This window comes from Streptomyces sp. NPDC006368 (genome assembly GCF_040612535.1).
Taxonomy (GTDB): domain Bacteria; phylum Actinomycetota; class Actinomycetes; order Streptomycetales; family Streptomycetaceae; genus Streptomyces.
Genome location: NZ_JBEXQK010000027.1, coordinates 21,598 through 46,495, shown reverse-complemented (window position 1 = coordinate 46,495; position 24,898 = coordinate 21,598). Strand labels below are relative to the sequence as shown.

Annotated in this window: 29 protein-coding genes; 16 read left to right on the top strand and 13 right to left on the bottom strand. The window is 72.1% G+C overall.

The features are described 5' to 3' along the window. Positions 1 to 17: 17 nt before the first annotated feature. The 3 genes from ABZZ38_RS20215 to ABZZ38_RS20205 form a co-directional block, all read right to left on the bottom strand. Positions 18 to 968: a trypsin-like peptidase domain-containing protein gene (locus ABZZ38_RS20215; RefSeq protein WP_356741642.1), complete on the bottom strand. Its 951-nt coding sequence runs from the start codon at positions 966 to 968 to the stop codon at positions 18 to 20. Positions 969 to 1,100: 132 nt separating this feature from the next. Further along, positions 1,101 to 2,129: a LacI family DNA-binding transcriptional regulator gene (locus tag ABZZ38_RS20210; RefSeq protein WP_356741640.1), complete on the bottom strand. Its 1,029-nt coding sequence runs from the start codon at positions 2,127 to 2,129 to the stop codon at positions 1,101 to 1,103. Positions 2,130 to 2,153: 24 nt separating this feature from the next. Next, positions 2,154 to 2,948 carry a response regulator transcription factor gene (locus ABZZ38_RS20205; RefSeq protein ID WP_356741638.1) on the bottom strand — a complete coding sequence of 265 codons (795 nt, stop codon included), beginning with the start codon at positions 2,946 to 2,948 and terminating at the stop codon, positions 2,154 to 2,156. 236 nt (positions 2,949 to 3,184) lie between these two features. Here ABZZ38_RS20205 and ABZZ38_RS20200 point away from each other — a divergent pair, with 236 nt between their 5' ends. The 8 genes from ABZZ38_RS20200 to ABZZ38_RS20165 all read left to right on the top strand — a co-directional run bounded on the left by ABZZ38_RS20200 (position 3,185) and on the right by ABZZ38_RS20165 (position 8,591). After that, the gene (locus ABZZ38_RS20200) at positions 3,185 to 3,436 is read left to right on the top strand and encodes a hypothetical protein (protein ID WP_356741635.1); all 252 of its coding nucleotides are present in this window, start codon (positions 3,185 to 3,187) and stop codon (positions 3,434 to 3,436) included. Between the two features lie 639 nt (positions 3,437 to 4,075). Then, complete coding sequence (locus ABZZ38_RS20195; RefSeq protein WP_356741633.1) at positions 4,076 to 4,330, top strand: MoaD/ThiS family protein; 255 nt, start codon at positions 4,076 to 4,078, stop codon at positions 4,328 to 4,330. A 10-nt stretch (positions 4,331 to 4,340) separates the two neighbouring features. Further along, positions 4,341 to 5,690 (top strand): hypothetical protein, encoded by a 1,350-nt coding sequence (locus ABZZ38_RS20190; RefSeq protein WP_356741631.1) that lies wholly within the window; start codon positions 4,341 to 4,343, stop codon positions 5,688 to 5,690. 86 nt (positions 5,691 to 5,776) lie between these two features. Continuing rightward, positions 5,777 to 6,469, top strand: a complete 693-nt coding sequence (locus ABZZ38_RS20185) for a DUF2993 domain-containing protein (protein ID WP_356741629.1) — start codon at positions 5,777 to 5,779, stop codon at positions 6,467 to 6,469. 293 nt (positions 6,470 to 6,762) lie between these two features. Continuing rightward, positions 6,763 to 6,843: an Ms5788A family Cys-rich leader peptide gene (locus tag ABZZ38_RS20180; protein ID WP_352021666.1), complete on the top strand. Its 81-nt coding sequence runs from the start codon at positions 6,763 to 6,765 to the stop codon at positions 6,841 to 6,843. Positions 6,844 to 7,005: 162 nt separating this feature from the next. Then, a complete protein-coding gene (locus ABZZ38_RS20175) occupies positions 7,006 to 7,851 on the top strand; it encodes a sulfurtransferase (RefSeq protein ID WP_356741627.1) in 846 nt (281 codons plus the stop codon). A 41-nt stretch (positions 7,852 to 7,892) separates the two neighbouring features. Next, the gene (locus ABZZ38_RS20170) at positions 7,893 to 8,180 is read left to right on the top strand and encodes a DUF1416 domain-containing protein (RefSeq protein WP_064067594.1); all 288 of its coding nucleotides are present in this window, start codon (positions 7,893 to 7,895) and stop codon (positions 8,178 to 8,180) included. Between the two features lie 102 nt (positions 8,181 to 8,282). Continuing rightward, positions 8,283 to 8,591 (top strand): DUF3099 domain-containing protein, encoded by a 309-nt coding sequence (locus ABZZ38_RS20165; protein WP_356741622.1) that lies wholly within the window; start codon positions 8,283 to 8,285, stop codon positions 8,589 to 8,591. Between the two features lie 38 nt (positions 8,592 to 8,629). Here ABZZ38_RS20165 and ABZZ38_RS20160 read toward each other — a convergent pair whose 3' ends face one another. After that, positions 8,630 to 8,992 (bottom strand): DsrE family protein, encoded by a 363-nt coding sequence (locus ABZZ38_RS20160; RefSeq protein WP_356741619.1) that lies wholly within the window; start codon positions 8,990 to 8,992, stop codon positions 8,630 to 8,632. Between the two features lie 414 nt (positions 8,993 to 9,406). Here ABZZ38_RS20160 and ABZZ38_RS20155 point away from each other — a divergent pair, with 414 nt between their 5' ends. The 3 genes from ABZZ38_RS20155 to ABZZ38_RS20145 all read left to right on the top strand — a co-directional run bounded on the left by ABZZ38_RS20155 (position 9,407) and on the right by ABZZ38_RS20145 (position 11,482). Continuing rightward, positions 9,407 to 9,979, top strand: coding sequence for an FABP family protein (locus tag ABZZ38_RS20155; protein ID WP_356741617.1), 573 nt, complete (start codon positions 9,407 to 9,409; stop codon positions 9,977 to 9,979). A gap of 89 nt (positions 9,980 to 10,068) precedes the next feature. After that, a complete protein-coding gene (locus ABZZ38_RS20150) occupies positions 10,069 to 10,506 on the top strand; it encodes a transcriptional repressor (RefSeq protein WP_356741615.1) in 438 nt (145 codons plus the stop codon). A gap of 10 nt (positions 10,507 to 10,516) precedes the next feature. Beyond that, positions 10,517 to 11,482 carry a folate-binding protein gene (locus ABZZ38_RS20145; protein WP_356741613.1) on the top strand — a complete coding sequence of 322 codons (966 nt, stop codon included), beginning with the start codon at positions 10,517 to 10,519 and terminating at the stop codon, positions 11,480 to 11,482. Positions 11,483 to 11,594: 112 nt separating this feature from the next. Here ABZZ38_RS20145 and dtd read toward each other — a convergent pair whose 3' ends face one another. Continuing rightward, the gene (gene dtd, locus ABZZ38_RS20140) at positions 11,595 to 12,020 is read right to left on the bottom strand and encodes a D-aminoacyl-tRNA deacylase (protein WP_356741611.1); all 426 of its coding nucleotides are present in this window, start codon (positions 12,018 to 12,020) and stop codon (positions 11,595 to 11,597) included. A 115-nt stretch (positions 12,021 to 12,135) separates the two neighbouring features. On the opposite strand from dtd, the gene ABZZ38_RS20135 reads away from it, so the two are divergent. The 3 genes from ABZZ38_RS20135 (at position 12,136) to ABZZ38_RS20125 (ending at position 15,205) form a co-directional block, all read left to right on the top strand. Beyond that, a complete protein-coding gene (locus tag ABZZ38_RS20135; RefSeq protein ID WP_356741608.1) occupies positions 12,136 to 12,738 on the top strand; it encodes an ABC transporter substrate-binding protein in 603 nt (200 codons plus the stop codon). A 62-nt stretch (positions 12,739 to 12,800) separates the two neighbouring features. After that, positions 12,801 to 13,772 carry an asparaginase gene (locus tag ABZZ38_RS20130; RefSeq protein ID WP_356741605.1) on the top strand — a complete coding sequence of 324 codons (972 nt, stop codon included), beginning with the start codon at positions 12,801 to 12,803 and terminating at the stop codon, positions 13,770 to 13,772. Between the two features lie 188 nt (positions 13,773 to 13,960). After that, positions 13,961 to 15,205: a GNAT family N-acetyltransferase gene (locus ABZZ38_RS20125; RefSeq protein WP_356741603.1), complete on the top strand. Its 1,245-nt coding sequence runs from the start codon at positions 13,961 to 13,963 to the stop codon at positions 15,203 to 15,205. Positions 15,206 to 15,223: 18 nt separating this feature from the next. On the opposite strand, the gene ABZZ38_RS20120 is transcribed toward ABZZ38_RS20125, so the two are convergent. Next, entirely contained in the window at positions 15,224 to 16,195 is a 972-nt protein-coding gene (locus ABZZ38_RS20120) for a zinc-binding dehydrogenase (RefSeq protein WP_356741598.1), read from the bottom strand. Positions 16,196 to 16,347: 152 nt separating this feature from the next. Here ABZZ38_RS20120 and ABZZ38_RS20115 point away from each other — a divergent pair, with 152 nt between their 5' ends. Beyond that, positions 16,348 to 17,007, top strand: a complete 660-nt coding sequence (locus ABZZ38_RS20115; RefSeq protein ID WP_356741595.1) for a TetR family transcriptional regulator — start codon at positions 16,348 to 16,350, stop codon at positions 17,005 to 17,007. Between the two features lie 123 nt (positions 17,008 to 17,130). Here ABZZ38_RS20115 and ABZZ38_RS20110 read toward each other — a convergent pair whose 3' ends face one another. The 7 genes from ABZZ38_RS20110 to ABZZ38_RS20080 form a co-directional block, all read right to left on the bottom strand. After that, positions 17,131 to 18,327 carry a cytochrome P450 gene (locus ABZZ38_RS20110; protein ID WP_356741592.1) on the bottom strand — a complete coding sequence of 399 codons (1,197 nt, stop codon included), beginning with the start codon at positions 18,325 to 18,327 and terminating at the stop codon, positions 17,131 to 17,133. Beyond that, positions 18,317 to 19,075, bottom strand: coding sequence for a tRNA-dependent cyclodipeptide synthase (locus tag ABZZ38_RS20105; RefSeq protein ID WP_356741590.1), 759 nt, complete (start codon positions 19,073 to 19,075; stop codon positions 18,317 to 18,319). Before ABZZ38_RS20105 ends, ABZZ38_RS20110 begins: the two co-directional genes overlap by 11 nt. 169 nt (positions 19,076 to 19,244) lie before the next feature. Next, positions 19,245 to 19,505 (bottom strand): hypothetical protein, encoded by a 261-nt coding sequence (locus ABZZ38_RS20100; protein WP_356741588.1) that lies wholly within the window; start codon positions 19,503 to 19,505, stop codon positions 19,245 to 19,247. 229 nt (positions 19,506 to 19,734) lie between these two features. Beyond that, entirely contained in the window at positions 19,735 to 20,142 is a 408-nt protein-coding gene (locus ABZZ38_RS20095) for a PPOX class F420-dependent oxidoreductase (RefSeq protein WP_356741586.1), read from the bottom strand. 739 nt (positions 20,143 to 20,881) lie between these two features. Next, positions 20,882 to 23,302 (bottom strand): excinuclease ABC subunit UvrA, encoded by a 2,421-nt coding sequence (locus ABZZ38_RS20090; protein WP_356741584.1) that lies wholly within the window; start codon positions 23,300 to 23,302, stop codon positions 20,882 to 20,884. A gap of 118 nt (positions 23,303 to 23,420) precedes the next feature. Continuing rightward, positions 23,421 to 23,837 carry a VOC family protein gene (locus ABZZ38_RS20085; RefSeq protein ID WP_356741580.1) on the bottom strand — a complete coding sequence of 139 codons (417 nt, stop codon included), beginning with the start codon at positions 23,835 to 23,837 and terminating at the stop codon, positions 23,421 to 23,423. A 10-nt stretch (positions 23,838 to 23,847) separates the two neighbouring features. Then, entirely contained in the window at positions 23,848 to 24,300 is a 453-nt protein-coding gene (locus ABZZ38_RS20080) for a helix-turn-helix transcriptional regulator (protein WP_356741711.1), read from the bottom strand. Between the two features lie 182 nt (positions 24,301 to 24,482). Here ABZZ38_RS20080 and ABZZ38_RS20075 point away from each other — a divergent pair, with 182 nt between their 5' ends. Continuing rightward, a complete protein-coding gene (locus tag ABZZ38_RS20075) occupies positions 24,483 to 24,887 on the top strand; it encodes a helix-turn-helix transcriptional regulator (RefSeq protein WP_356741577.1) in 405 nt (134 codons plus the stop codon). The last annotated feature ends 11 nt before the right edge of the window (positions 24,888 to 24,898 follow it).

The following is a 24,898-nucleotide window of genomic DNA, read 5'->3' as shown; positions in this document are numbered from 1 at the left end:
GGCCAGCGTCGCACGCGTCACGATCCGGACCTCAGGTCGTCCAGGTCGGCCTTCACGGTGTTGATCGGAATGGCGAAGCCGAGGCCGACGCTGCCCGCCGTGGAGCCGGTGGCGGAGCTCGGCGCGTACATGGCGGAGTTGATGCCGATGATCTCGCCGTTCATGTTGATCAGCGCGCCGCCGGAGTTGCCGGGGTTGAGCGAGGCGTCGGTCTGGATGGCCTTGTACGTCGTCTTCGAGTCGCCGGTGTCGCCGTTGAACCGCTGCCCGCCGAACTCGAAGGGCCGGCCCTGGCGGGGGTCGGGCTGCTGCCGCCCCTCGTCCTTCGAGACGGTCACGTCACGGTCGAGGGCGGAGACGATGCCGCTCGTCACGGTGCCGGTCAGCCCCTCGGGGGACCCGATCGCCACGACCTGGTCGCCGACCCGGACCGTGCCGGAGTCGCCGAGCGCGGCGGCCTTCAGTCCCTTGGCGCCCTGGAGTTCGATCAGCGCCAGGTCCTTGCCGGGGTCGGTGCCGACGACCTCGGCGGTGTAGGTCCTGCCGTCGCTGAGCCGGACCTTGATCTGTGAGGCGCCGGAGATGACGTGGTTGTTGGTGATGATCTCGCCGTCGGCCGTGATGATCACTCCCGAGCCGGTGGACTGCCCGGAGGCCGACGCCGCCTTGATCTCGACGATGCTCGGTGACACGGCCTGGGCGACCCCCGCGACGGTGCCCTTGCTGGACTGGGACACCGTGGTGCCCGCCACGCCCGTGCCGCCGGTGCCCTCGGGGCCGGTCAGCTCCCGGACCAGGGCCGAGGCGCCGCCACCGATCGCGGCGGCGGCGAGGGCGACCGCGGCGATGAGCGCGACGGGCCGCCCGGCCCGCCGGTGCCCGGGAGCCGGCGCCGGGGGCGGGGGCGCGTACGCCGGGGGAGGCGGATACACGTATGACTGCTGCTGGTCACCCTGGTGGTCCGTCATGGCCACGACTCTCGGAGCTGAAGATGAGAGCAGCCTGAGGACGCCCTGAGAGTCCGGGCAAAGTCTTGTATGCCCTATATAAAAGGGGTCACCGGAATGCCGGAAATGTCAGAGGTTGCCGGGTGGGAAGGGTTACTGGCCGTCGCAGCCGCAGGAGCGGCGCACGATCAGCGCCGACGGGAACTGCTTGACGCGCTCCCGGCGTGACCCCGCCACCCGCAGACCGTCGTCCAGGACCAGGTCCACCGCCGCGCGGGCCATCGCCGGGCGGTCGGAGAAGACCGTCGTGAGCGGCGGGTCGGTCAGCGCGGCCTCCTTCACGTCGTCGAAGCCCGCCACGGCCAGGTCGCCCGGCACGTCCAGCCGCAGCTCGCGCGCCGCGCGCAGGACGCCGATCGCCTGGTCGTCCGTGGCGCAGAAGATGGCCGGTGGCCGGTCCGGGCCGGACAGGATCTTCAGGGCCAGCTCGTAGGCGTCGTAACGGTTGAACGGGGCGTGGAACAGCCGGCCCTCGACCGAGCGGCCGGACTCCAGCATCGCGCGGCGCCAGCCCTCGACGTGGTCGGTCACCGGGTCGCCGACCGCCGGGGTCGTCTCGACGCCGCCGAGGCAGGCGACGTACGGGTGACCGTGCTCCAGCAGATGGCGGACGGCGAGCTGGGCGCCGCCGATGTCGTCCGTGACCACCGCGACGTCGTCGATGGCCTCGGGCCGCTCGTGCAGCAGCACCACGCGCGCGTCCCAGGCCTCGATCTCCTGCGCGGCCCGCTCGCTGGGGCCCTGGCTGACCAGGATCAGCCCGGCGACCCGCATGCCGAGGAAGGCCCGCAGGTAGTGGAGCTCGCGCTCGTCGCGGTAGTCGGAGTTGCCGACGAGGACCATTTTCCCGCGGTCGGCGGCGGCCCGTTCGACCGCGTGCGCCATCTCGGCGAAGAACGGCTGCCGGGCGTCGGGGACGATCATGCCTATGAGGTCGGTCCGCCGCGAGGCCATCGCCTGGGCGACCCGGTCGGGCCGGTAGCCCAGCTCCTTGATCGCGGCGAGTACCCGCTCGCGCGTGGCCGGGGCGACCGGCCGGGGTCCGTTGTTGATGACGTAGCTCACGACCGCGGTCGAAGTCCCCGCCAGTCGCGCCACATCGTCCCGCGTCACCTTGGCCACGCGCGGCAGTCTACGCGGGGTGACCTACCTCTGGGCAGGTCGGGCGGCGGCTTCCTCGACCTCTTCGCTGTCCTCCGAACGGGTGACGGCCGCCTTCTTGGCCGACGTGGCGGCCTTCGCACGGGCCTCCTCCGCCGCACGTTCCACCTTCTCCGGCGTCACGAAGCGGTAGCCGACGTTACGGACGGTGCCGATCAGCGACTCGTGCTCGGGCCCCAGCTTGGCGCGCAGGCGCCGTACGTGGACGTCGACCGTCCGCGTACCGCCGAAGTAGTCGTAGCCCCACACCTCCTGGAGGAGCTGGGCGCGGGTGAAGACCCGCCCCGGGTGCTGGGCGAGGTACTTGAGCAGCTCGAACTCCTTGAAGGTCAGGTCCAGGACCCGGCCCTTCAGCTTCGCGCTGTACGTCGCCTCGTCGACCGACAGATCGCCGTTGCGGATCTCCATCGGGGAGTCGTCGGCGGTGATCTGCTGGCGGCCCATCGCGAGCCGCAGCCGCGCCTCGACCTCGGCCGGTCCGGCGGTGTCCAGCAGGACGTCGTCGATACCCCAGTCGGCGGTGACGGCGGCCAGGCCGCCCTCGGTGACGACGAGGAGCAGCGGGCAGCCGGGCCCGGTGGAGCGCAACAGCTGGCACAGCGACCGGACCTGCGGCAGGTCGCGGCGGCCGTCGACGAGGATCACGTCGGCACCGGGGGTGTCGACCAGGGCGGGACCTTCGGCGGGGGCCACCCGCACGTTGTGCAGCAGCAGTCCGAGGGCGGGGAGCACCTCCGTCGACGGCTGGAGGGCATTGGTCAGGAGCAGCAGAGAGCTCATCGCGCCCCACCTGCCCGGGTCGTCGTTCCACGGTCGTGCACGGTTCGCTCGCCCATAACGTCGGTTCCTCCTCGGTCCCTGCCTGCGAGGACGTGGCGGCACTGCTTCGTACGGTTCGCACGGTCGGCTCCCGCGCCCTGAGAGCCTTTGTTCACCTGCCTGTAACAACGGCGGGAAAACACAAAAGGACCCGGGGGCTGCGTTGCCCGGATCCTCTCCCCAGCACAATAGCCCACATGGCTTCCGGCGCGGAGGGCGCGTTTCACCATGCGGATGTTTCCTCGATCACGCATGGCCTTGTGGGCGCAACCCTCCGTACGTCCGATGGTGTCCGCGTCGAAGCGGTGCACGAGCCGCATATGCCGTATCCAGCACATAAGGACAGTGTCGCGGAGGCGGCCATCGTTGTCGCCCATGGCCTCACCGGTTCGGTCGGCCCGCGGCGCGGCCCGCGGCACGGGCGTTCCGGCGGCGTGCCCGGGTCGTGACCTTCGCGTTCCGTGGGCACGGCGGCTCCGGCGGCCGGTCCACGGTCGGCGGCCGGGAGGTGGTGGACCTTGGCGGCGGCGGTGACGTGGGCGCCTGAGCCGGGGCACGCGCGCGTGGCGACGGTCGGGTTCGGGGGGCACCTTCCACGTCGAAGGCCGTGGGGGGGCGGCGGGTCGGTGGTGCCGTGGCACGCGGCGCCGTGCAAGGACGACCCCGGGGCGCGAGCACGGACGCCGCCGCCGTGAGCGCGCTCGCGCGCTGGTACCACCGCGGTACGGCTCCGATGCGCCACCGCCCGCACCGGGTGGTCATCCGGCCCGCGGGCCGGCTGGTCGGCCGCTACGGGCGGCGCACCCGCGTCCACCACCGCGACGGGGACCCGGTGCCGATGCCGCCCGTGGAGGCGGCGCTGATCGATCCCGTGCCGCCGCTGATCGTGCGCGGGGACAGTCATCCGTACTTCCGGGTGGACCGTCCGCACAGGCCGGCGGAGGCGGGTCAGACGGAGTCGTGGCTGGAGCGGGGCATGGGCACGCGGAGAACGACGCCGCCGACGCCGTCTCGTCCGGATCGCGGACTGGCCGTCGGCGCCATAGCTCATGATGGATGCCGACGAGGCCGACGAAAGGAGTGCCGCTATGGCAGCGGGGACCATCCGCTACTGGGCCGCGGCCAAGGCCGCCGCGGGGATCGCCGAGGAGCCGTACGCCGCGGAGACCCTGGCCGAGGCGCTGGATACCGTGCGCGAGCGGCACCCGGGCGAGCTGGTCCGCGTCCTGCGGCGATGCTCCTTCCTGGTCGACGGCGCTCCCGTGGGCACCCGCGAGCATGAGACCGTACGGCTGGCCGAGGGCGGCACGGTCGAGGTGCTCCCGCCGTTCGCAGGAGGGTGAACCGCACATCATGAGCAGCGATCAGCAGTACCCGTCGTACGGGGAGCAGCCGTACGGCACCCCCGCGCACGGGAACCGGCCGTACGAGAACCCGTCCCACGACGACCCCTCTCACGGCGACGCGTCCCACGGAGACCCTTCCTACGACAGCCCGTCCCACGACGCGTCGTACGACAACCAGGCGTACGGGAACCCCGCGTACGGGAACCAGGCCTACGACAGCCAGGCCTACGGCAACCGGACGTACGGGAGCCCCGACCAGGGTGCCCCGTCGTACGGGTACCAGGACCCCGGTGTCGCCCAGGCCTGGGACGGCCGGACCTGGGACACGCACCACCAGCCGGCCGTCCCGCCGTCCCCGGCCGCACCGCGGCAGGACGCCGCGCGGACCGCGTACCTGACGCCGCCGCAGGGGTCCGGGCCGGCGCCGGTCTCGTACCCGCTGCCGCCCGAGGTCCCGTACGACACCCCCACGACCGTGCTCCGGCCGGTCGCCCCGGAACCGGGCCCCGGGCCCGCTCCCGTGGCCGCCTCCTCCGTGGCCGCCCCTCCCGGAACCGCCGCGCCGGAGTACAGCGCGCCGACCACCCTGGGCAGCGCCCGGCTCACCGACGCCCAGCGCGCCCGCGCCGAGGGACGGTCACCGATCATCGACCCCGGCCTGCAGCCGGCCGCGCTGACCGCGCTGCTGGGTGTCCTGCTCGCGGCGGGCGCCGCCCTCGGCACGTACGGGCTGCTCCTCCCGCTGATCCTGCTCCAAGCCGTCACCGCCGCCGGATGGTTCCGGCTCAACGGCATGTGGCCCGCCCGCCAGGGCATCGCGCTCGCCTTCGCTGGCGGCGTCACCGCCGACATCGTGCTGCTCGCCGCCGGCAGGGAGCACGGCCCGGCCGCGATCCTCGGCACCCTCGGGGTGTGGGTGCTGCTGGTGCTGGTCCTTCAGCTGCGCAGCCGTGCGAGCGCCGACGAGCGGCAGTACGGCCTGATGGCCACCGTCGCGTCGGCGGCGCTCACCATCGTGGCGACCGGGCACCTCGCGGCCGTCCCCGACGCGGTGATCGTCGGCTCGCTCGCGGTCGCCGTGACGGTCCTCGCCCGGGCGCTGCCCCTGCCGGGTGCGGCGTCCCTCGTGGTGGCCCTGATCGCCGCCGCGGGCGCGGGTGTCGCGGCCGGGGGGCTGACCGGGACGGGCTCCTCGGGCGCGCTGCTGGGGCTCGGCGCCGGGGTCTGCGCCCTGATCGGGCACCGGGTCGCCGCCTACGACTACCCGTCCCGCTTCGTCCACATGACGGCCGGTGTGGCGCTGCCGCTCGCCGCCGCGGCGCCCGCCGTCCACCTGCTGGGGCGTGCCCTGGTCTGAGCGGGGAACCAATCAGTAACCCCGCACGTCGATCTTGTCGTGACGGGGGGATACCGGGCGCGAACAGGGTGGGGGAACACCGAGACATGCGTGCACTGCGAATACTGCTGATCACCGCCGTCATCCTCGGTGGACTCTTCGTGATCGCGGACCGGCTGGCGGTGAACTACGCCGAATCCGAGGTCGCCGACCGGATACGGGCGAAACAGGGGGCGACGGCGGGCCCGGCGGACGTGTCCATACAGGGCTTTCCGTTCCTGACCCAGGCGCTGGCCAAGGAGCTCGACGAGGTCGACGTCACCCTCAGGGGGGTCGAGGCGTCGACCGGCGGACGCACGGTCCGCATCTCCGAGATGACCGCGGCGCTCCACGACGTGCGGCTGGGGGACGGCTTCTCCACGGCCACCGCCGCGACCGCCACCGGCAGTGCGCGCCTCTCCTACGCCGATCTGGGCAGCGCCTCCGGTGAGGACGTCACCGTCGGCTTCGGCGGCAACGGCAAGGTCAAGGTGACCGGCTCGGTCGAGGTCCTCGGCCGCAGCATCACCCGCAGCGTGCTGTCCACCGTCAGCGTCGTCGACGGTGACACCATCCGCGTGCGCGCCGACGAGGTCCCCGGCGAGGGCATCCCCGGCGTGGAGGAACTGGTGCGTGAGCGCACCGACTTCGACCGGAAGATCGAGGGGCTCCCGGTCGGCCTGAAGCTCCAGAAGGTCGAGGCGACCGCCGAGGGCGTCGTCATCACGCTGACCGGCAGCAACGTCTCCCTGGCGGGCTGACGCGAAGCCGGGGACGGCGCGACACGGCGGCGACACGGCGGGGCGACGGGCTGACGGCGGGCTGACGGCGGGGCGACGGGCTGACGGCGCGGGCTCCGACCCGGGTGGCGCCGCGAGCGCGGCCACATGGTGAGACGGGGGCGTCCGCTCCGTAACCACCAGGGAGGACGCCGTCGCGGCGGGCGGCCGGGGCCACTGCCGGGCGGCCACTCCATCTCGCATCGCGGACGATCCCGTCTCACCATCCGACACGCCGGTGACACGGCCACCTGTCCGTCCCTACGATCGGACGCATGAAGCGACAGGCGGAACTCACGAAGCGGCGGGCAGTAGACCTGTGCCGCGTCGCCGCCATGCTCTGTCGCTCCGTCTGAGCGGGAGCCCGCCTCCCGCGTTCCCGGGCCCTCGAGCACCTCGGGCCCATCCCCCGTGCCGCACGCAGCCACGCACGCGCTCGCCGCTCGTACCCCCGTACGCGAAGAGCGCGCGGCACACCCTGTCACACCCCGCCGCACACTGCCCCGGAGGAGAAACGCATGAGCCGCAGCGATGTCCTGGTAGACGCCGACTGGGTCGAGGCCCACATCGACGACCCGAAGGTCGTCATCGTCGAGGTGGACGAGGACACCTCGGCGTACGACAAGAACCACATCAAGAACGCCGTCCGGATCGACTGGAAGCAGGACCTCCAGGACCCGGTCCGCCGCGACTTCGTCGACCAGGAGGGCTTCGAGAAGCTCCTTTCCGCGAAGGGCATCTCCAACGACGACACCGTCGTCCTCTACGGCGGCAACAACAACTGGTTCGCCTCGTACGCCTACTGGTACTTCAAGCTGTACGGCCACGAGAGCGTCAAGCTCCTCGACGGCGGCCGCAAGAAGTGGGAGCTCGACTCCCGCGACCTGGTCGACGGCTCCGAGGTCCCCAGCCGCCCGGCCACCCAGTACAAGGCCAAGGCCCAGGACACCTCGATCCGCGCCTTCCGCGACGACGTCGTCGCCGCCATCGGCAACCTCAACCTGGTCGACGTGCGCTCCCCCGACGAGTTCAGCGGCAAGCTGCTCGCCCCGGCACACCTCCCGCAGGAGCAGTCGCAGCGCCCCGGCCACGTGCCGAGCGCCCGCAACATCCCGTGGTCGAAGAACGCCAACGACGACGGCACCTTCAAGTCGGACGAGGAGCTCAAGGCGCTGTACGCCGACGAGCGGGTCGACCTGGAGAAGGACACCATCGCCTACTGCCGCATCGGTGAGCGCTCGGCCCTGACCTGGTTCGTCCTGCACGAGCTGCTCGGCCAGCAGAACGTCAAGAACTACGACGGCTCGTGGACCGAGTACGGCTCCCTGGTCGGCGTGCCGATCGAGCTCGGCGCCAACAAGTAATCCCGGACCTCCCGTCCCCCTCGACCCCTCAGGAGTACCCCATGTGTGGAGCACAGGCCGGCGGCCCGGACGCTTCGACGATCAAGCCCGGTGAGACCACGATCCAGGGCCAGGTGACGAAGGACGGCGAGCCCGTCGTCGGCTACGTCCGCCTGCTGGACTCGACCGGCGAGTTCACCGCCGAGGTCCCGACCTCCGCGACCGGCCAGTTCCGCTTCTACGCGGCCGAGGGCACGTGGACCGTCCGCGCCCTCGTCCCGGGCGGCACGGCCGACCGCACGGTCGTCGCCCAGCAGGGCGGCCTGGCCGAGGTCGCCATCGCCGTCTGACGGCGACCGCTGTACCGGCCGTGGGGCCGCACCTCCTGGGGGTTGGACGCTTACCGGGACCGAGGTGCGGCCCTTCGGTCGTTCCCGGCCTACGCTGGAGGTATGTACGCCCGGCGTCGGCACCTGTACCTCGGGATGATGACGGCCTGCCTGGTGCTCTTCGTGGGCGCCTGGGCCGTCGTCCGCCTGTGGTCCACGCCCGCCGCCGTCGCGATGTGCTTCGTCGCCATGGTCATCCCGCCGGTCGCCGCGGTGGTCGCCAACCGGCGCGGTCCCGAGGACCGCTGGTGGGACGACCCTCCCCCCGAGCTCCGCCGGGCTCCCCCCGAGCTCCCCCGGGGAGGTGCCCCCACCGGCGACCCCACGTCCGACGCCTGGTGGGACGAGCTCGACGGCAAGCGGAGCGGGTAGGGGACGCCGGCAGGCGCCGGTGAGCGTCGCCGGGTGCGTCAGTAGACGAGCGCCTGCGCGTCGTCGGCCATCGCCTCGCTGACGAAGACCTGCGCGCCCGCGATCCGTACGCCCTCCAGGACGTCCTTCTCGGTGATCTCGCGGCGCGCCGCGCACTGGGTGCACAGGGTGATCCGGCCGCCCGCCAGGATCGAGTCGACGAGGTCCGGCAGGGGCGCGGCGTGCGGCAGTGCGAACTCGGCCGCGCGGCCCGGCAGCGCGAACCACGACGACTCGCCGGTCAGCCAGAGCGAGACCTCCACCCCGCTGGCGACGGCGACCGCCGCCACCGTGAAGGCCTGCGAGCAGCGCTCGGGGGCGTCGGCCCCTGCGGTCACCTTGATCACGAGCTTCTTCGCCATGTACGGAACTGTAATGCGCGCCGGCACAACCCCGTTCGACCCGCACGTGTCACGTCGGCGCGTCCGGCGGGGAGTCCCTGGACGGCGCCGGGAGGGTTCGGCTACGACCCGGTCCGGTCCGGCGCCAAGGGCGGCGCCGCCGCCGTGCCGTTCCACCGGACGGTGATCCTCCCGACCCGGCTCCTGGGCCGAACCTCACACGAAGCGGCCGGGGACCAAGCATTAGGCTGGTACCCGGCCCCTTCTTCGCCCACCACGCTCACGAGGAGCAACCCGTGCTTGAGGCTTTCTTCTCCGCCCTGCTGGTCCTGGTCTGTGTCGGCGTCATCGCCTTCGCCGCCCTGACCGTGAAGAAGCTGTACCAGGGCCAGCGCTGACCACCCGTACAGGCACCACTGACCGACAGAGCTGCTCATGATCGAGATCCCGTCCGACCTCAACCCCGGCCTCGTCCCCCTCGCGTTCCTCCTCGGTACGTGGGAGGGCGCGGGTGTGTCCGACTTCCCCGGCGCGGAGAAGTGCAACTTCGGCCAGTCCGTCACCTTCAGCCACGACGGCCGGGACTTCATCGAGTACACGTCCCGCACGTGGGTCCTGGACTCGGAGGGCAACAAGGTGCGCCCGCTGGAGAGCGAGAGCGGCTACTGGCGCATCGACGGCGACCGCAAGGTCGAGATCGTCATGGTGCGCGACCAGGGCATCGTCGAGGTCTGGTACGGCGAGCTCGCCGACCAGAAGCCGCAGATCGACCTGGTCACGGACGCCGTCGCGCGCACCGCCGCCTCGGGCCCGTACAGCGGCGGCAAGCGGCTGTACGGCTATGTGAAGGGCGACCTGATGTGGGTCGGCGAGAAGTCGACGCCCGAGGTGCCGCTGCGCCCGTACATGTCGGCGCACCTCAAGAAGGTCGTCACGCCCGAGCAGGTCGAGGCCTGGGCCAAGGACCTCGGCGACCTGCCGGACGACGGCATCGCCTTCTTCAAGTAGGCCGGTTCGTCGAGCGGGCCGGTTCTTCACACGGTCCCGGTCCTTCGCGGCCGGGGGAAACGAGGGTCGGTGCTCCTACACTGGACGGCGTGGTGAGCACCGACTGGAAGAGCGACCTGCGGCAGCGCGGCTACCGACTGACTCCCCAGCGCCAGCTTGTCCTGGAGGCGGTGGACGTCCTGGGGCACGCGACGCCCGACGACATCCTCACCGAGGTGCGCAAGACGGCCTCCGGCGTGAACATCTCCACCGTCTACCGGACGCTGGAGCTGCTGGAGGAGCTGGGTCTGGTCAGCCACGCCCACCTGGGGCACGGCGCGCCGACGTACCACCTCGCCGACCGCCACCACCACCTGCACCTGGTCTGCCGTGACTGTACGAACGTCATCGAGGCGGATGTGGAGGTGGCCGCGGACTTCACCGGGAAGCTGCGCGAGACGTTCGGGTTCGACACCGACATGAAGCACTTCGCGATCTTCGGCCGGTGCGCGGACTGCACCGAGAAGCGTATGACCAACGGGTCGTAGGCTTAACGCCATGAAGAGCCCTCTCCTGTCCCAGCCCGGCGCGGTGCCCGCCGAGGGACGCGACGAAGGTGTCGCCGCGCACTACGGCGACCTTTTCCGCGAACAGCGCGCCCTGGCCGCCGGCAAGGGCCTGGTGGACCTCAGCCACCGCGGTGTCGTCACCGTCACCGGCGAGGACCGGCTCGGCTGGCTGCACCTGCTGCTCACCCAGCACGTCAGCGAGCTGCCGGCCGGCCGGGCCACCGAGGCGCTGATCCTCTCCGCGAACGGGCACATCGAGCACGCCCTGTACCTCGTCGACGACGGTGAGACGGTCTGGGCGCACGTCGAGCCCGGCACGCAGGAGGCGCTGATCGGCTACCTGGAGTCGATGAAGTTCTTCTACCGGGTCGAGGTCGCCGACCGCAGCGACGACATCGCCGTCGTGCACCTCCCGGCCGGCTCCATCGCCGAGGTCCCGGAGGGTGTCGTCGTACGGGAGACCTCGTACGGCCGCGACCTGTTCCTGCCGCGCGCCGACCTGGAGCCGTACGCCACCGACCACGGGCCGCTCGCCGGGATCCTGGCGTACGAGGCGCTGCGCGTCGAGGGGCACCGCCCGCGGCTGGGCTTCGAGACCGACCACCGCACCATCCCGCACGAGCTGGGCTGGATCGGCAGCGCCGTCCACCTCCAGAAGGGCTGCTACCGGGGCCAGGAGACGGTGGCGCGCGTCCACAACCTGGGGAAGCCGCCGCGCCGGCTGGTCTTCCTGCACCTGGACGGCAGCGAGGTCCACCTGCCCGCCCCCGGCACGCCGATCCGGCTGAAGGCCGAGGGCGAGGAGGGGCGGCAGCTCGGGTTCGTCACCACCGCCGTACGCCACCACGAGCTGGGCCCGATCGCGCTCGCGCTGGTCAAGCGGAACGTGCCGGTGGACGCCGAGCTGATCGCCGGCAACACCGCCGCGGCGCAGGAGACGATCGTCGAGCCGTAGCCGTAGCCGTAGCCGTAGCCGTAGCCGTAGCCCGTAGCCCGTAGCCGGGTCCGGAACTGCGGCTCCCCGCCGGTCCCGGCCGGGTCCGGGGCCCGGTCCCGGACGTCGGGCCTCAGACGTCGACGACGATCGTGAACGGGCCGTGATTCGTGAGCGAGACACGCATGTCCGCCCCGAACCGGCCCGTCTCCACGCGCGCCCCCAACTCCCGCAGCCGGGCCACCACCTCGTCCACCAGCGGCTCGGCGACCTCGCCGGGCGCCGCCGCGTTCCAGGTGGGGCGGCGGCCCTTGCGGGCGTCCCCGTAGAGGGTGAACTGCGAGATCACCAGCAACGGGGCGTTCACGTCCGAGCAGGACTTCTCCCCTTCCAGGATCCGCACCGACCACAGCTTGCGGGCCAGCTGCGCCGCTTTCTCCACGGTGTCCTCGTGGGTGACCCCCACCAGCACACACAACCCTTCGCCGACGATCTCGCCGACGGTCTCCCCCGCCACGACGACCTTCGCGCCCTCGACCCTCTGCACCACTGCACGCATGGCTCAAACCTAACCGGGGCCGAACGGGTGCAGAGCACCCGCACCGACCATGAGGGAGTGGCACCATGCCTGTCAGGCGGTGCGGCTCCGCACCGGTCGAGGGGACGGATCCACCATGAGCACACCTGGCGCCGGGCAGACGCCACATCCCGCACAGCCGGCCCGTACCGGCACCGGTGCCGCCGTACGGCCACCGGTGCAGCGCACGCCGATCGAGTCCGTCCTGCCGGAGGTGCGGCAGCCCGACCTCACGACGCTGCGGCTGCCGGAGCTGCGCGCCCTGCGGCGCGACGCCCACGGCGACGAGGCGGACCTCAGCTACGTACGGCGGCTGCTCCAGGGCCGTATCGACATCCTCCGGGCCGAGCTGGCCCGCCGCGGCGGGGCGCAGGTCCCGGTGGTGATGGACCGGCTCTCGGAGATCCTCGCCGACACCCCGTCCCAGCACCGCTCCTCCGCCCGCCACGTCACGCTGTCCACACCGCGCGGCGAGACGTACCGGCGGCTGGCCGCGGAGATGCTGGGCGACATCGAGCTGTCGGACCTCACCGCCCGAACGGACGAAGAGCTGAGCGCCGCGATGGGACGCCTGGCACGCTGTGAACAGCAGGTGTCCCGGCGCCGGCAGCAGCTCCAGCGGACAGCCGACGATTGCAGCGCCGAGATCGCCCGCAGGTACCGTGAGGGAGAAGCTCAAGTAGACGACCTGCTCACCTGAGTCCCCGGATCTCTTTTCCGGTCTTTCCGGGCGCGGGTCGCGTGTCCCGGAAGGCCACCGTCATGACCTCCACCTCCGCCACCGCAGCCATACCCCCGGTCCTCGCCGAGGTCGTCCGGTCGGGGTTCGTCGAGGGCCACCATCGGGGATCGCTGGTCGTGCTGGCCGAGGACGGCAGCGTCGAGACGACGGCCGGGAACGCCACGGCGCCCGTCTTCCCCCGCTCGTGCAACAAGCCCATGCAGGCCGCGGCGCTGCTGCGCGCCGGGCTCGACCTGTCGGGCGAGCGGCTGGCGCTGGCCGCCGCGAGCCACTCAGGCGAATCGTTTCACCTCGACCTCGTACGCAAGATGCTCGCCGAGCACAAGCTGTCCGATTCGGCCCTGCAGACCCCGCCCGACCTGCCGCTGGACCCGGTGGAGGCCGAGACGTACCTCGCCTCCGGGAAGGTCCGCGACCGGGTCACCATGAACTGCTCCGGCAAGCACACCGCGATGCTCGCCGCCTGCGCGCTGAACGGCTGGGACCCGGCCTCCTACCTGGACCCGTGCCACCCGCTCCAGCGGCTGATCCTCGACGAGGTCCAGGCGGCGTCCGGCGAGACCGTCGACACGGTCGGCACCGACGGGTGCGGCGCCCCGCTGATGGCGATCAGCCTGGTGGGGCTGGCCCGCGCGTTCCGCTCGTACGTCCTGGCCGAGCCGGGCACGCCGCAGCGGCGGGTCGCGGACGCGATGCGCGCGCACCCCGAGTACGTGGCGGGGACGCGGCGGCCGGACACCTGGCTGATGCGCGAGGTGCCCGGGGCGCTGTCCAAGATGGGCGCGGAGGCCGTGCAGGCGGTGGCGCTGGAGGACGGTCGCGCGCTGGCCTTCAAGATCGACGACGGTGGCGGGCGGGCGCTGGGCCCGGTCCTGGCGCGCGGACTGCGCCTGCTGGGCCTGGACGCCGATGCTCCGGTCCTGGCCCGCATCGCGGACGCGCCCCTGCTGGGCGGCGGCGAGCGGGTCGGCGAGATACGGGCCGCGTTCTAGCCTTTCCGGGCAGTGTCCCCGGGGTGCGGCCCGGGTTTGAAAGTCGCGTCCCAGGACGGGGCGGCCGGGGTTCGAGGCTCGCGTCCCGGGACGGGGCGGCCCGGACAAACCCGGTGCGGGATGCCCGCGGTGCTGGGCCCGGGAAAACCCTGTGCGTGGCGGCGGGGCGGGCGCCTAGCGTGGCGGGCATGAGCGTCGACGTCCGCACCGTCACCGAGTCCGAGTACCCCGACTGGCTGCGCGCCCTGCGCACCGGGTTCCTCAAGCCGCCGGCGGTTCCGGACGAGGAGGTCCGCCGGAGGCTCGCGCACACGGACCTCGACCGCACCCGGGGCGCCTTCGACGCGGGCCGCTGCGTCGCCACGTTCCGGTCGTTCGCGCAGGAGCTCACCCTGCCGGGCGGCGCCTCCGTGCCCGCGAGCGCGGTGACCAACGTGACCGTCTCACCCACGCACCGGCGGCGCGGGCTGCTCAGCCGCATGATGGCCGCCGACCTCGCGGCGGCCGGGGAGCGCGGGGACGCCGTCTCCACGCTGATCTCCGCCGAGTACCCGATCTACGGGCGGTACGGCTACGGCCCGGCCACCTGGACCACCGACTGGACCGTCGACGTGCGGCGCGCCGGCCTGGACCCGCGCCGGCCGGGCCCGGAGGACGGCGGCCGGGTCGACATGGTGGACGCCTCCGACATACGCAAGGCCGGCCCGCTCCTGCACGACCGGCTGCGCGCCGCCCTGCACGGCGTGGTCAGCCGCGACCAGCACGACTGGGAGGTCCTCACCGGCGTCGACCCACTGCCGGGCCGGCCCTGGACGGAACCCTTCTACGCGCTGTACCGCGCGCCCTCCGGCGAGGCCGAGGGGTACGTCTCGTACTCCGCCGACGACACCTGGGACGACGGCAAGCAGCCGCTGAACACCGTGACCGTGCGGGATCTGATCGCGGTCACCCCGGCCGCCGAGCGGGCGCTGTGGCGGTTCCTCTGCTCCATCGACTGGGTGACCTTCGTCAGGAGCGGCCACCGCGCCCCGGACGACCTGCTGCCCCTGGTGCTGCCGGACCCGCGGGCGGCGCGCGTCACGACGCACGCGGACCTCATGTGGGTGCGGGTCCTCGACGTCGTACGGGTGCTGCGGTCCCGTACGTACGCGACATCCGGCACCCTCGTGCTGGACCTGCGCGACCCGGCGGGCCTCGCGGGCGGCCGTTTCCGGCTGGACGCCTCGCCCGAGGGAGCGGCGTGCGCCCCGACGACCGCCTCGGCGGACCTGACCATGGACATCGGGGAGCTCGGCGCGCTCTGCCTGGGCGACGAGTCGGCGGTGCGGCTGGCGGCGCTGGGCCGCGTGGAGGAGTCCACGCCGGGCGCGGCGGCGCGGGCGGAGCTGCTGCTGCGCACGCCGCGGCGGCCGTGGTGCCCGGACGTCTTCTGACGCCCTGGGCCATCCGCGTCACACGGTGAGCACCACCTTGCCGAGCAGGCCGCGGCCCTCGATCGCGGCGTGGGCGTCCGCCGCGCGCTCCAGTGGGAAGGTGGCGCCGATCACCGGCCGCAGCCGCCCGGCCGCCGCCTCCGCCAGCGCCCGCGCCGCCCTGAGGGCGTGCTCCGCGTCCGGCAGGCGGACGTCCTCAATGCCGAGAAGCCGCACGCCCCTGGCCCGCGCCTGCTCCGGGTCCACCGGCGCGAAGCCGCCCGTGGGCGCCCCGTGCGCCGAGAACCGCCCGCCCGGCGCGACCAGGCCGAACGCCGCCAGGCCCACCTGACCGCCCACCCCGTCCAGCACGACATCGGCGCCGCCGTTCCCGAGCGCCTCGCGGGCCGCCTCCACCCAGTCCGGGGCGCCCGCGTCGACGACCGCGTCGGCGCCCAGGTCCCGGACGAACGCGGCCTTCCGCGCGCCGCGCGCGGTGCCGAGGACACGGGCGCCGGCCGCCTTCGCCAACTGGACCAGCACGGTGCCCATGCCGCCGGACGCGCCGACGATCAGCACCGTCTCGCCGGGCTTCACCTCCGTCGCCTCCAGCAGGGCGGTCGCCGTGACGCCGTCGTGGACGAGCGCGGCGGCGTCGGTGAACGGCACGCCGTCCGGGATGGGCGTCACCGACTCGACGGGGGCGGCGGCGAGTTCGGCGTACCCGCCGGTGAAGCCGAGCGAAGCGACCACCCGGCGGCCCACCCACGCCCCGTCGACGCCCGGGCCGACGGCCCGTACCGTGCCGGCGATCCCGCCGCCCGGGACGTAGGGCGGCTCGACGGGGAAGTAGTCCGTGCCCCAGCCGGATCGCACCTGGGTCTCCACGAAGATCGTGTCCACCGCGGCGACCGCCACGAGCACCTGCCCGGTTCCCGCCACCGGTGCGGGGACCTCGGCCGGGACCAGTACCTCCGGACCGCCGAACGCCACCGCCTGTGTCACGCGCATGAGTCCACACCCCTCCCGTGTGGGCGGTGTCCGGTCCGTCCGGCGCCCACCGGCACGAGTCTGGAACCTCACGTTTGGTTGAGGTCAAGTGGTGGGGGCGAGGTGGTGGGGGTGGGGTGATGGGGGTCAAGTGGTGCGTACGCTCTCCTCCCATGAGCGGGTTGCGCGAGCGGAAGAAGCGGCTGACGTACGAGGCGATCTCGGAGGCGGCGATCGCGCTCTTCCTGGAGAAGGGCTTCGACCGGGTCTCGGTCGCGGAGGTCGCGGCGGCGGCCGACGTGTCGAAACCCACGCTGTTCCGGTACTTCCCGGCCAAGGAGGACCTGGTCCTGCACCGGTTCGCCGACCACCAGGACGAGGCGGCGCGCGTCGTGCGCGCCCGGCCCGCGCACACCGGCCCGCTCGACGCGCTGCACCGCCACTTCCTCGACGGGCTCGCGCGCCGCGACCCGGTGACCGGGCTGAGCGACGAGCCGTCGGTGCTCGCCTTCCACCGGCTGCTGTACGGGACGCCCAGCCTGGTCGCGCGGCTGTACGCGTACCAGGGCACGTCCGAACGCGTGCTCGCGGAGGCGCTGGGGGAGGTGTTCGGGGGCGAGGCGGTGGGACCGGCCGCCGACGGGGTGGTGGCCGGCGGTGTGGCGGCGCGGCTCGCGGCGGGCCAGATCGTCGCCGTACTGCGGATCCTGGCCGAGGAGAACTGGCGGCGGATCTCGGCGGGGGAGACCGCCGGCGCGGTCGAGCCGGACGCGATGGCCGCGGCGGACCTGGCTTTCCGGCAGTTGGGGGAGGGGCTACGGCTTCGCGCGTGACCGCGTGACGCGGGTTGCCGCTCCGGGTAGGGCCGACGCCAGGGGGGCCGCCGCCCCTCCCCTGGACACATGGAGGGGCGGCGGTGAAGACGGGTCATGCCGGGGCCGGGGGCGCCGGAGCGGTCACCACATCACGGGCAGCCGCTCCGGGATGCGCTTCATGAATCCGGTCCGCCAGACCAACTGGGCGACGGGGACGGCGAGCTGGAGATCCGGCATCCGGTCCAGCAGCGTCTCCAGGGCGATCTCCGCGTGCTTCTTGCCCAGCGCGGTGGCGGGGCAGTAGTGCTGACCGCCGCCGAAGGACAGGTGGGCGGTGTTGTTCTCCCGGGTGAGGTCCACGGTGTGCGGGTCGGCGAACACCTCGGGGTCGAAGTTGGCGCCCTCGACCAGGACCAGGACCAGTTCTCCCTTCTTCACCTCCACGTCCCCGAGGATGACGTCCTGCAGGGCGAGGCGCGGCAGACCGTCGCCGATCGACAGGTTGATCCTCAGCAGCTCGTCGACGCCCGCCGGGATCTTCGCGCGGTCGGCGAGCAGTTCGGCCTTCAGCTCGGGGTGCTGGATGAGTGAGAAGAGTGCCATGGTGAGGAAGCCCGCGGTGGAGATCACGCCCGCGCCGAACATGGTGACACCGACCGTCGCCAGCATCTCGTCGGTGAGGTGGTCGTACTCCGGGTCGTCGCGCAGCGCCGCGAGCTCGGCCATCAGCCCGGTGGTCGCCGGGTCGTCCAGTCGCTCGACCATGTACGCCATGTCGCGGTCCCAGTTCAGCTTCGCGCCGGTGACGGGGCAGGCCGAGTTCATGAACGCGATGTCCAGGCTGCGCATCAGGCGCGGCGCGTCCGCCTCCGGGATGCCGAGGATGTGGCAGTGCATGGCCGCGGAGTACGGGTCGGCGAACTGTCCGCGCAGGTCGGCCGGTGCCCCCTCGGCCATCAGCCGGTCGACCAGGCCGGCCGCGGTGGACCGCATCCACTCCACCAGGCCCGGGGCCTTGGGGTTGAGCGCCTTGAGCACCGCCTTGCGCAGCCCTGCCCCGGTGATGTTGCCCATGTTGTTGACGACCTCCGGCGGGATCGTCAGGGCGTACTGCCTTGGAACACCGGGCGCCGAGGTGTCCTTCAGGCTGAACCGCCGGTCCTCCAGGACCTGCTTGCACAGGGCGTGGGACGACACGAGCCACGCCTCGTCACCGGCGATCGTCCGCACCCGCTTCACGGGCTCCTCGCGCAACAGGTCTATTTCATCCGGGAGTTGGTCGCCGCGCCAGGAGAAGGGGAAGGCGAGCAGCTCGTCGGGCAGCGTCTCAACGGACATCGGGGTCTCCTTCGGCGAGCCGGGCGGGGGTGACGATGGCGTGGCCCTGGTTGCGGGACGCGCGCAGCCCGGAGCCGCGCGAGTACAGCAGCTCGGCCATCGGCAGGAGCTGGTGGTAGCAGTTGAGGGAGGACGGGACGCCCAGGATGGCGGGGGTGTCCAGGAAGAGCGGGGCCTCGGCGCAGACGTACTCCATGCACACCCGGCGCTGTCGCTCGGTGGCGGTCCTGCCGTCCAGGACCTTGGAGGACAGGAAGGCGTCGACGAGCGCCTCGCAGGTCGCGCGGAACTCCGCGTCCGTCCTCAGCCGGTTCTGGAGGTGGTCATGGATGTCCCGGTACGCCGGGTTGGCCGTGAACTCCGACATGGGGTGGGCGCGGAGCCGTTTTCCGTCGGGGTCGACCGTCCGCACCGCGTTCGTCACCTTGGCGCGTACGCCGCGCAGGTTCTTCACTGCTTTGCGCCGGGCGTCGTCGGCGGGATACCCGGACGCCTCGTACATCTCGGCGACGTGGAGGTCGGTATAGACGAAATCAACCTGGTCGAAGTGGGCGGTGCCCCACCGGGCCAGGTCGATGACGCGTTGGGCGGAGAAGTAGCTGTTGCCGGGTGACACGCCGATCACGGCGTGCGCGCCTTCGGCGCATATGACCTGGCAGTGGGCGGTGTAGGGCTGGACGTGGAACAGGCCGGCCGCTGTGGCCGGGGGAGTGAAGGGCTGGATTTCGAAGACGGTCTCAGTTGACAACTGGAAAGCGTCCTTTGTGTCGCTAGTCCCGGAGGAGCCTCGTGCTCCTGGTGTGGCGACGACGCCGTGAAGTTAGCTTCCGGACACGGAGAGTGTCAACGACGGACGGTGTGGGTGGCTTCCGTACACGGATTGTTTCCTTCCATGCCACCTGAGTGACAGGTGATGTTCATGTTCCGGTCCGGAGCTCGGGGCCCGCGAGTGCGGCCGACGGCTGTTCCGCGGCGGCGGCTTCCGGCGTCCCGCCGCGGCGCGGCACCGCGAGGACGGCGGCGAAGGCGGCGGTGAGCAGACCGGCCCCGAGGTGAAGGTCAGGCGGTAGGCGCTGGTGGTAGGGCGGCAGGGCCGGCCCGAACCCGGCGGCGGGGATGAGGGCTTGGACCGGGTTGGCGCCGGAGGCGCTGTGTGAGCGCGGGATCCGCAGCGGCATGAGCGGGTTGGTGGCGGTGGCCTGGCGTGCGACGAACCCCGTGAGCAGTGCGAGGGTGGGGGCGCCGAAGCCGAGCGTGGGCGCGGATGTTCAGCCGTGCTGGATGGGGCCCCGGCTTCGACGCCGAGGCCGCCTGGTCCGCGGTCGGCGGGCAGGGTGAGGGCGGGTGCGGCGACAATTCGATCCGTACCGGATCATCCGGAAAAAGACCGTCGCCGCGCGGTCGCGCTCAGAACCGCCCGGTGATCCTGACGGGCGTCACCCGCACCAGGACCCGGTCGCCGTCGTTCTTCGACGCCGGATTGAAGGTGGCGTACTTCTGACCCGTGTACTTGAGCGACAGCTCGTCCACGATCTCCGCGGAGGGGTCCGGCGTGACGGTCGCGGTCCCCCGGATCGCCGCGTACACGTACGGCGTCTCCGGCGGGTTGATCATCACGGTGACGCGCGGGTCGCGGGCGAGGTTCCTGCCCTGCACACGGTCCACGGTCGTCGAGAAGATCAGGTCGTCACCGTCGCGCTTGATCCAGACGACCGTCAGGTGCGGCTGCCCGTCGGGCAGTATCGTCGCCACGGTCGCGAAGGCCTTGGATTCGTCGATGTACGTCTTCAGGTCGTCCGAAAGGCTGACTGCCACGGTCGGGTCCTCTGTTCGGAGCGGGCGGGTGTCCGCAGGTGTCAACGCCCTTGCCCGGCGAGCGAATTCCAGGACGCCGGCGCGAGGCGGCCGACGTCGACCAAGGGCGAGGTCAACCGTGGCTTACGGGCGCAGTGACTCACGGGCGCAGAAACTCACGGCCTCACGGCGGCGACGGGCTCACGGTGACGGGCTGGTGGCGGGCGAGCAGCAGATGGCCGCCCGGGAGTCAGGGCGCGGTGAAACCCCCCGAAGACACCGGGCAGTTGCCTCGGCGGCGTGTGGAGGGTCGAGCACCGGGCGACGCTGCCGCCGAGCGCGCCGTCGGCCAGGTCCGGGGCCGTCATCGACCCCACCTCGAACCGCAGTTCCGGGTAGGTCCGGGGCCGTCATCGACCCCACCTCGAACCGCAGTTCCGGGTAGGCGCGGCGCGCGCCGCGGCCACCATCTCCGGTGACGAGTCGGCGCCGTACGCGCTCTTCACCCCGAGGCCGTGCAGATGCGCCGTCACCCGGCCGGGGGCGCCCGCGCCCCGGATCGGCGACCGGCCCGGTGGTGGCCCCGTCCCGTACGAGGTCGGCGAAGGCCGCGAGCATCGCCCGGTCCAGCGGCTCGGCGGCCAACTTGTGTGCGGCCGGCGGAATGTAGGAGGCGGCGACGGTGGCGTAGGCCGTCCGAGTGGCGTGGAGGCGGTCCGGTGACGTCACGGCGGACGATCGTGCGCGGGTCGGGCCTCGGTCAGGCGCCTACGTAGGCCGCGAGGTGCTCGCCGGTGAGGGTGGAGCGGGCGGCGACGAGGTCGGCGGGTGTGCCCTCGAAGACGATCCGCCCGCCGTCGTGGCCGGCACCGGGGCCGAGGTCGATGATCCAGTCGGCGTGCGCCATGACCGCCTGGTGGTGCGCGATGACGATGACGGACGTGCCGGCGTCGACGAGCCGGTCGAGCAGGCCGAGCAGTTGCTCGACGTCGGCCAGGTGGAGGCCGGTGGTCGGCTCGTCGAGGACGTAGACGAGCCGGTCGCCGCCCTTCTCGACGATGTGGGTGGCCAGCTTGAGCCGCTGCCGCTCGCCACCGGACAGCGTGGTGAGCGGCTGGCCGAGGGTGAGGTAGCCGAGCCCGACGTCGGCGAGCCGGTCGAGGATGCGGTGTGCGGCCGGGGTGCGCGCCTCGCCCGCGCCGAAGAACTCCTCGGCCTCGGCCACCGACATCGCGAGCACCTCGCTGATGTCCTTGCCGCCGAGGCGGTATTCCAGCACCGATGCCTGGAACCGTTTGCCCTCGCACTCCTCGCAGGGGGTGGCGACGCCGGCCATCATCGCCAGGTCGGTGTAGATGACGCCGGCGCCGTTGCAGGTGGGGCACGCGCCCTCGGAGTTGGCGCTGAACAGCGCCGGCTTCACGCCGTTGGCCTTCGCGAACGCCTTGCGGATCGGGTCGAGCAGTCCGGTGTACGTCGCCGGGTTGCTCCGTCGCGAGCCCTTGATCGCTCCCTGGTCCACCGGGACGATCCCCGCCCCGCCGGCCGCCGACTGCCGGCGCAGTGATCCGTGGATCAGCGAGCTCTTGCCGGAGCCCGCGACGCCGGTGACGACGCAGAGCACCCCGAGCGGGATGTCGACGTCGACGTTCCGGAGGTTGTTGCGGGTGGCGCCGCGGATCTCCAGCGCGCCGGTGGGCTTGCGCACCGTCTCCTTGAGGGCGGCGCGGTCGTCGAGGTGGCGGCCGGTGAGGGTGCCGGCGGTCCGCAGCTCTTCGACGGTGCCCTCGAAGCAGACGGTGCCACCGGCCGTACCGGCGCCGGGGCCGAGGTCGACGACGTGGTCGGCGATCGCGATCGTCTCCGGCTTGTGCTCCACCACGAGCACCGTGTTGCCCTTGTCCCGCAGGCGCAGCAGCAGGTCGTTCACGCGCTGGATGTCATGGGGGTGCAGGCCCGTGGTGGGCTCGTCGAAGACGTAGGTGGTGTCGGTGAGCGAGGAGCCGAGGTGGCGGATCATCTTGACGCGCTGTGCCTCGCCGCCCGACAGCGTGCCCGACGACCGGTCCAGCGAGAGGTAGCCGAGGCCGATCTCGACGAACGAGTCGAGGATCTGCCGCAGTGCGGCGAGCAGCGGTGCCACCGAGCGCTCATCGAGGTCGCGGACCCATTCGGCCAGGTCGCTGATCTGCATCGCGCACACGTCGGCGATGTTGAGCCCGGCGATCCGCGACGAGCGGGCCGCCTCACTGAGCCGGGTGCCGTCGCACTCGGGGCAGGTGGTGAAGGTGACCGCCCGGTCCACGAACGCCCGGATGTGCGGCTGCATCGCCTCCCTGTCCTTCGACAGGAACGATTTCTGGATCTTCGGGATCAGCCCCTCGTAGGTGAGGTTGGCGCCCTCGACCTTCACCTTGGTCGGCTCCCGGTGGAGGAAGTCGTGCATCTCCTTCTCGGTGAACTCGCGGATCGGTTTGTTCGGGTCGAGGAAGCCTGACTCGGCGTAGATCCGCACGGTCCACCAGCTGTCCGACTTCCAGCCGGGGATGGTGAACGCGCCCTCGGCGATCGACTTGGAGTCGTCGTAGAGCTGGCTGAGGTCGATGTCGGAGACCGCGCCCCGGCCTTCGCAGCGCGTACACATGCCACCGGTGCGGGTGAAGGTCGCCTTCTCGGTCCTGGTCCTGCCGGCGCCGCGTTCGACCGTGATCGCACCGCTCGCCCGGACGGAGGGGACGTTGAAGGAGAACGCGTTGGGCGAGCCGATGTGCGGCTGCCCGACGCGGCTGAAGAGGATGCGCAGCAGCGCGTTGGCGTCGGTGGCGGTGCCCACCGTGGAGCGGGGGTTGGCGCCCATCCGCTCCTGGTCGACGATGATCGCGGTGGTCAGCCCTTCGAGTACGTCGACCTCGGGCCGCGCCGGCGCCGGCATGAAGCCCTGCACGAAGGCGCTGTACGTCTCGTTGATCATCCGCTGTGACTCGGCTGCGATCGTGCCGAACACCAGGGAGCTCTTGCCCGAGCCGGAGACGCCGGTGAACACCGTCAGGCGCCGCTTCGGGATCTCGACGCTGACGTCCTTGAGGTTGTTCACGCGCGCGCCCCGCACGCGGATCAGATCGTGGCTGTCGGCGATGTGCGGCGCGGCTGCCCGCGTGTCCGCCCTCTTGGCCGTGCTCATCGTTGTCTCCCACTGTGAGGCGGGGCCGCGTTCGCGGTCCCCGTAGGCGTCACCCGGCTCCATCCGGCCCGAGCCGCGGGCCGACGCCGGCCGGTGCGGTGACCGGCCGGCACCGGTCTCACCTGTCGCGGCGCTGGGCGAAGCGCAGCATGTTGCCCGCGGGGTCGCGGAAGGCGCAGTCGCGGACCCCGTACGGCTGGTCGACCGGCTCCTGGAGCACCTCGCCCCCCGCGGCGCTGATGCGCTCGAACGTGGCGTCGCAGTCGTCGGTCGAGAAGATCACGCCGCGCAGCATGCCCTTGGCCAGGAGCTCCGCCATGGCCTGCCGGTCGGCGGGCGAGGCGTTCGGGTCCGCGAGGGGCGGTTCCAGCACGATCTCCACGTCGGGCTGCGACGGCGAGCCGACCGTCACCCAGCGCATCCCCTCGAACCCGACGTCGTTGCGCACCTCGAGCCCGAGCACGTCGCGGTAGAAGGCGAGCGCCTCGTCGTGGTCGTCGACGGCGATGAAGCACTGCGAAAGTCTGATGTCCATGCGCTCCACGCTACGGATGAGCCGCCGGGTTGGCTTCTCCGTTCCTGACCGGTTCCGCGTTCCTGAGTCCGGCGTTGCCGGGTCCGGCGTACTTGGGTTCCGCGTTCCTGAGTCCGGCGTTCCTGACCGGTCGCGTGAAGATCTTGGCGACGCAGGCGGGGATGGCCGCGCCGTCCTCGTGCCGGCGTGCCCGGTACGCACTCGGGCTCTCGCCCACCAGCTCGGTGAACCGCGAGCTGAACGACCCCAGCGACGTGCACCCGACCGCGAAGCAGACCTCCGTCACCGACAGGTCGCCGCGCCGCAGCAGGGCCTTGGCCCGCTCGATCCGGCGGGTCATCAGGTAGCTGTACGGCGTCTCCCCGAACGCGGCGCGGAAGCTGCGGGAGAAGTGGCCGGTCGACATGTGGGCCGCGCGGGCCAGCGCGGGGACGTCGAGCGGCTCCGCGTAGTCGCGGTCCATCAGGTCGCGCGCCCGGCGGAGCCGGACCAGGTCCCCCAGCGTCACCGGACCAGCATCGCACGGTCGCCGCAGGGCGCGGCGGCCGCTGTGGCGCCCTGCTCACCACCTTCGGCCGGGGCGATGCGCGACACACTTGCAAGCACTCGCTTGCAATAGTTAGCGCAGGGGTGCACCATCAACGCATGGCATCGCTCAACGTCGGCAATCTCGGTGAGTACCTGCGCGAGCAGCGGCGCAACGCGCAACTGTCGCTGCGGCAGCTCGCCGATGCCGCCGGGGTGTCCAATCCGTATCTGAGCCAGATCGAGCGCGGGCTGCGCAAGCCGAGCGCGGAGGTGCTGCAGCAGGTCGCCAAGGCGCTGCGGATCTCCGCCGAGACGCTGTACGTACGCGCCGGGATCCTCGACGAGCGTGAGCGCGAGGACGTGGAGACGCGCGCCGTGATACTCGCCGATCCCTCGATCAACGAGCGGCAGAAGCAGGTGCTGCTCCAGATCTACGACTCCTTCCGCAAGGAGAACGGGCTCGATACGGAGACCAGAAGTGCCGATGACACGACCGAGGACGGCACCTCACCCGAAGACTGAACCCGCGATAC

Coding starts and splice junctions, on each gene's coding strand:
- ABZZ38_RS20215 (WP_356741642.1), bottom strand. CDS start 968: ATGACGGACCACCAGGGTGACCAGCAGCAGTCATACGTGTATCCGCCT.
- ABZZ38_RS20205 (WP_356741638.1), bottom strand. CDS start 2,948: ATGAGCTCTCTGCTGCTCCTGACCAATGCCCTCCAGCCGTCGACGGAG.
- ABZZ38_RS20200 (WP_356741635.1), top strand. CDS start 3,185: ATGGCTTCCGGCGCGGAGGGCGCGTTTCACCATGCGGATGTTTCCTCG.
- ABZZ38_RS20195 (WP_356741633.1), top strand. CDS start 4,076: ATGGCAGCGGGGACCATCCGCTACTGGGCCGCGGCCAAGGCCGCCGCG.
- ABZZ38_RS20190 (WP_356741631.1), top strand. CDS start 4,341: ATGAGCAGCGATCAGCAGTACCCGTCGTACGGGGAGCAGCCGTACGGC.
- ABZZ38_RS20185 (WP_356741629.1), top strand. CDS start 5,777: ATGCGTGCACTGCGAATACTGCTGATCACCGCCGTCATCCTCGGTGGA.
- ABZZ38_RS20180 (WP_352021666.1), top strand. CDS start 6,763: ATGAAGCGACAGGCGGAACTCACGAAGCGGCGGGCAGTAGACCTGTGC.
- ABZZ38_RS20175 (WP_356741627.1), top strand. CDS start 7,006: ATGAGCCGCAGCGATGTCCTGGTAGACGCCGACTGGGTCGAGGCCCAC.
- ABZZ38_RS20170 (WP_064067594.1), top strand. CDS start 7,893: ATGTGTGGAGCACAGGCCGGCGGCCCGGACGCTTCGACGATCAAGCCC.
- ABZZ38_RS20165 (WP_356741622.1), top strand. CDS start 8,283: ATGTACGCCCGGCGTCGGCACCTGTACCTCGGGATGATGACGGCCTGC.
- ABZZ38_RS20160 (WP_356741619.1), bottom strand. CDS start 8,992: ATGGCGAAGAAGCTCGTGATCAAGGTGACCGCAGGGGCCGACGCCCCC.
- ABZZ38_RS20155 (WP_356741617.1), top strand. CDS start 9,407: ATGATCGAGATCCCGTCCGACCTCAACCCCGGCCTCGTCCCCCTCGCG.
- ABZZ38_RS20145 (WP_356741613.1), top strand. CDS start 10,517: ATGAAGAGCCCTCTCCTGTCCCAGCCCGGCGCGGTGCCCGCCGAGGGA.
- dtd (WP_356741611.1), bottom strand. CDS start 12,020: ATGCGTGCAGTGGTGCAGAGGGTCGAGGGCGCGAAGGTCGTCGTGGCG.
- ABZZ38_RS20135 (WP_356741608.1), top strand. CDS start 12,136: ATGAGCACACCTGGCGCCGGGCAGACGCCACATCCCGCACAGCCGGCC.
- ABZZ38_RS20130 (WP_356741605.1), top strand. CDS start 12,801: ATGACCTCCACCTCCGCCACCGCAGCCATACCCCCGGTCCTCGCCGAG.
- ABZZ38_RS20125 (WP_356741603.1), top strand. CDS start 13,961: ATGAGCGTCGACGTCCGCACCGTCACCGAGTCCGAGTACCCCGACTGG.
- ABZZ38_RS20120 (WP_356741598.1), bottom strand. CDS start 16,195: ATGCGCGTGACACAGGCGGTGGCGTTCGGCGGTCCGGAGGTACTGGTC.
- ABZZ38_RS20115 (WP_356741595.1), top strand. CDS start 16,348: ATGAGCGGGTTGCGCGAGCGGAAGAAGCGGCTGACGTACGAGGCGATC.
- ABZZ38_RS20110 (WP_356741592.1), bottom strand. CDS start 18,327: ATGTCCGTTGAGACGCTGCCCGACGAGCTGCTCGCCTTCCCCTTCTCC.
- ABZZ38_RS20100 (WP_356741588.1), bottom strand. CDS start 19,505: ATGCCGCTGCGGATCCCGCGCTCACACAGCGCCTCCGGCGCCAACCCG.
- ABZZ38_RS20090 (WP_356741584.1), bottom strand. CDS start 23,302: ATGAGCACGGCCAAGAGGGCGGACACGCGGGCAGCCGCGCCGCACATC.
- ABZZ38_RS20085 (WP_356741580.1), bottom strand. CDS start 23,837: ATGGACATCAGACTTTCGCAGTGCTTCATCGCCGTCGACGACCACGAC.
- ABZZ38_RS20080 (WP_356741711.1), bottom strand. CDS start 24,300: ATGGACCGCGACTACGCGGAGCCGCTCGACGTCCCCGCGCTGGCCCGC.
- ABZZ38_RS20075 (WP_356741577.1), top strand. CDS start 24,483: ATGGCATCGCTCAACGTCGGCAATCTCGGTGAGTACCTGCGCGAGCAG.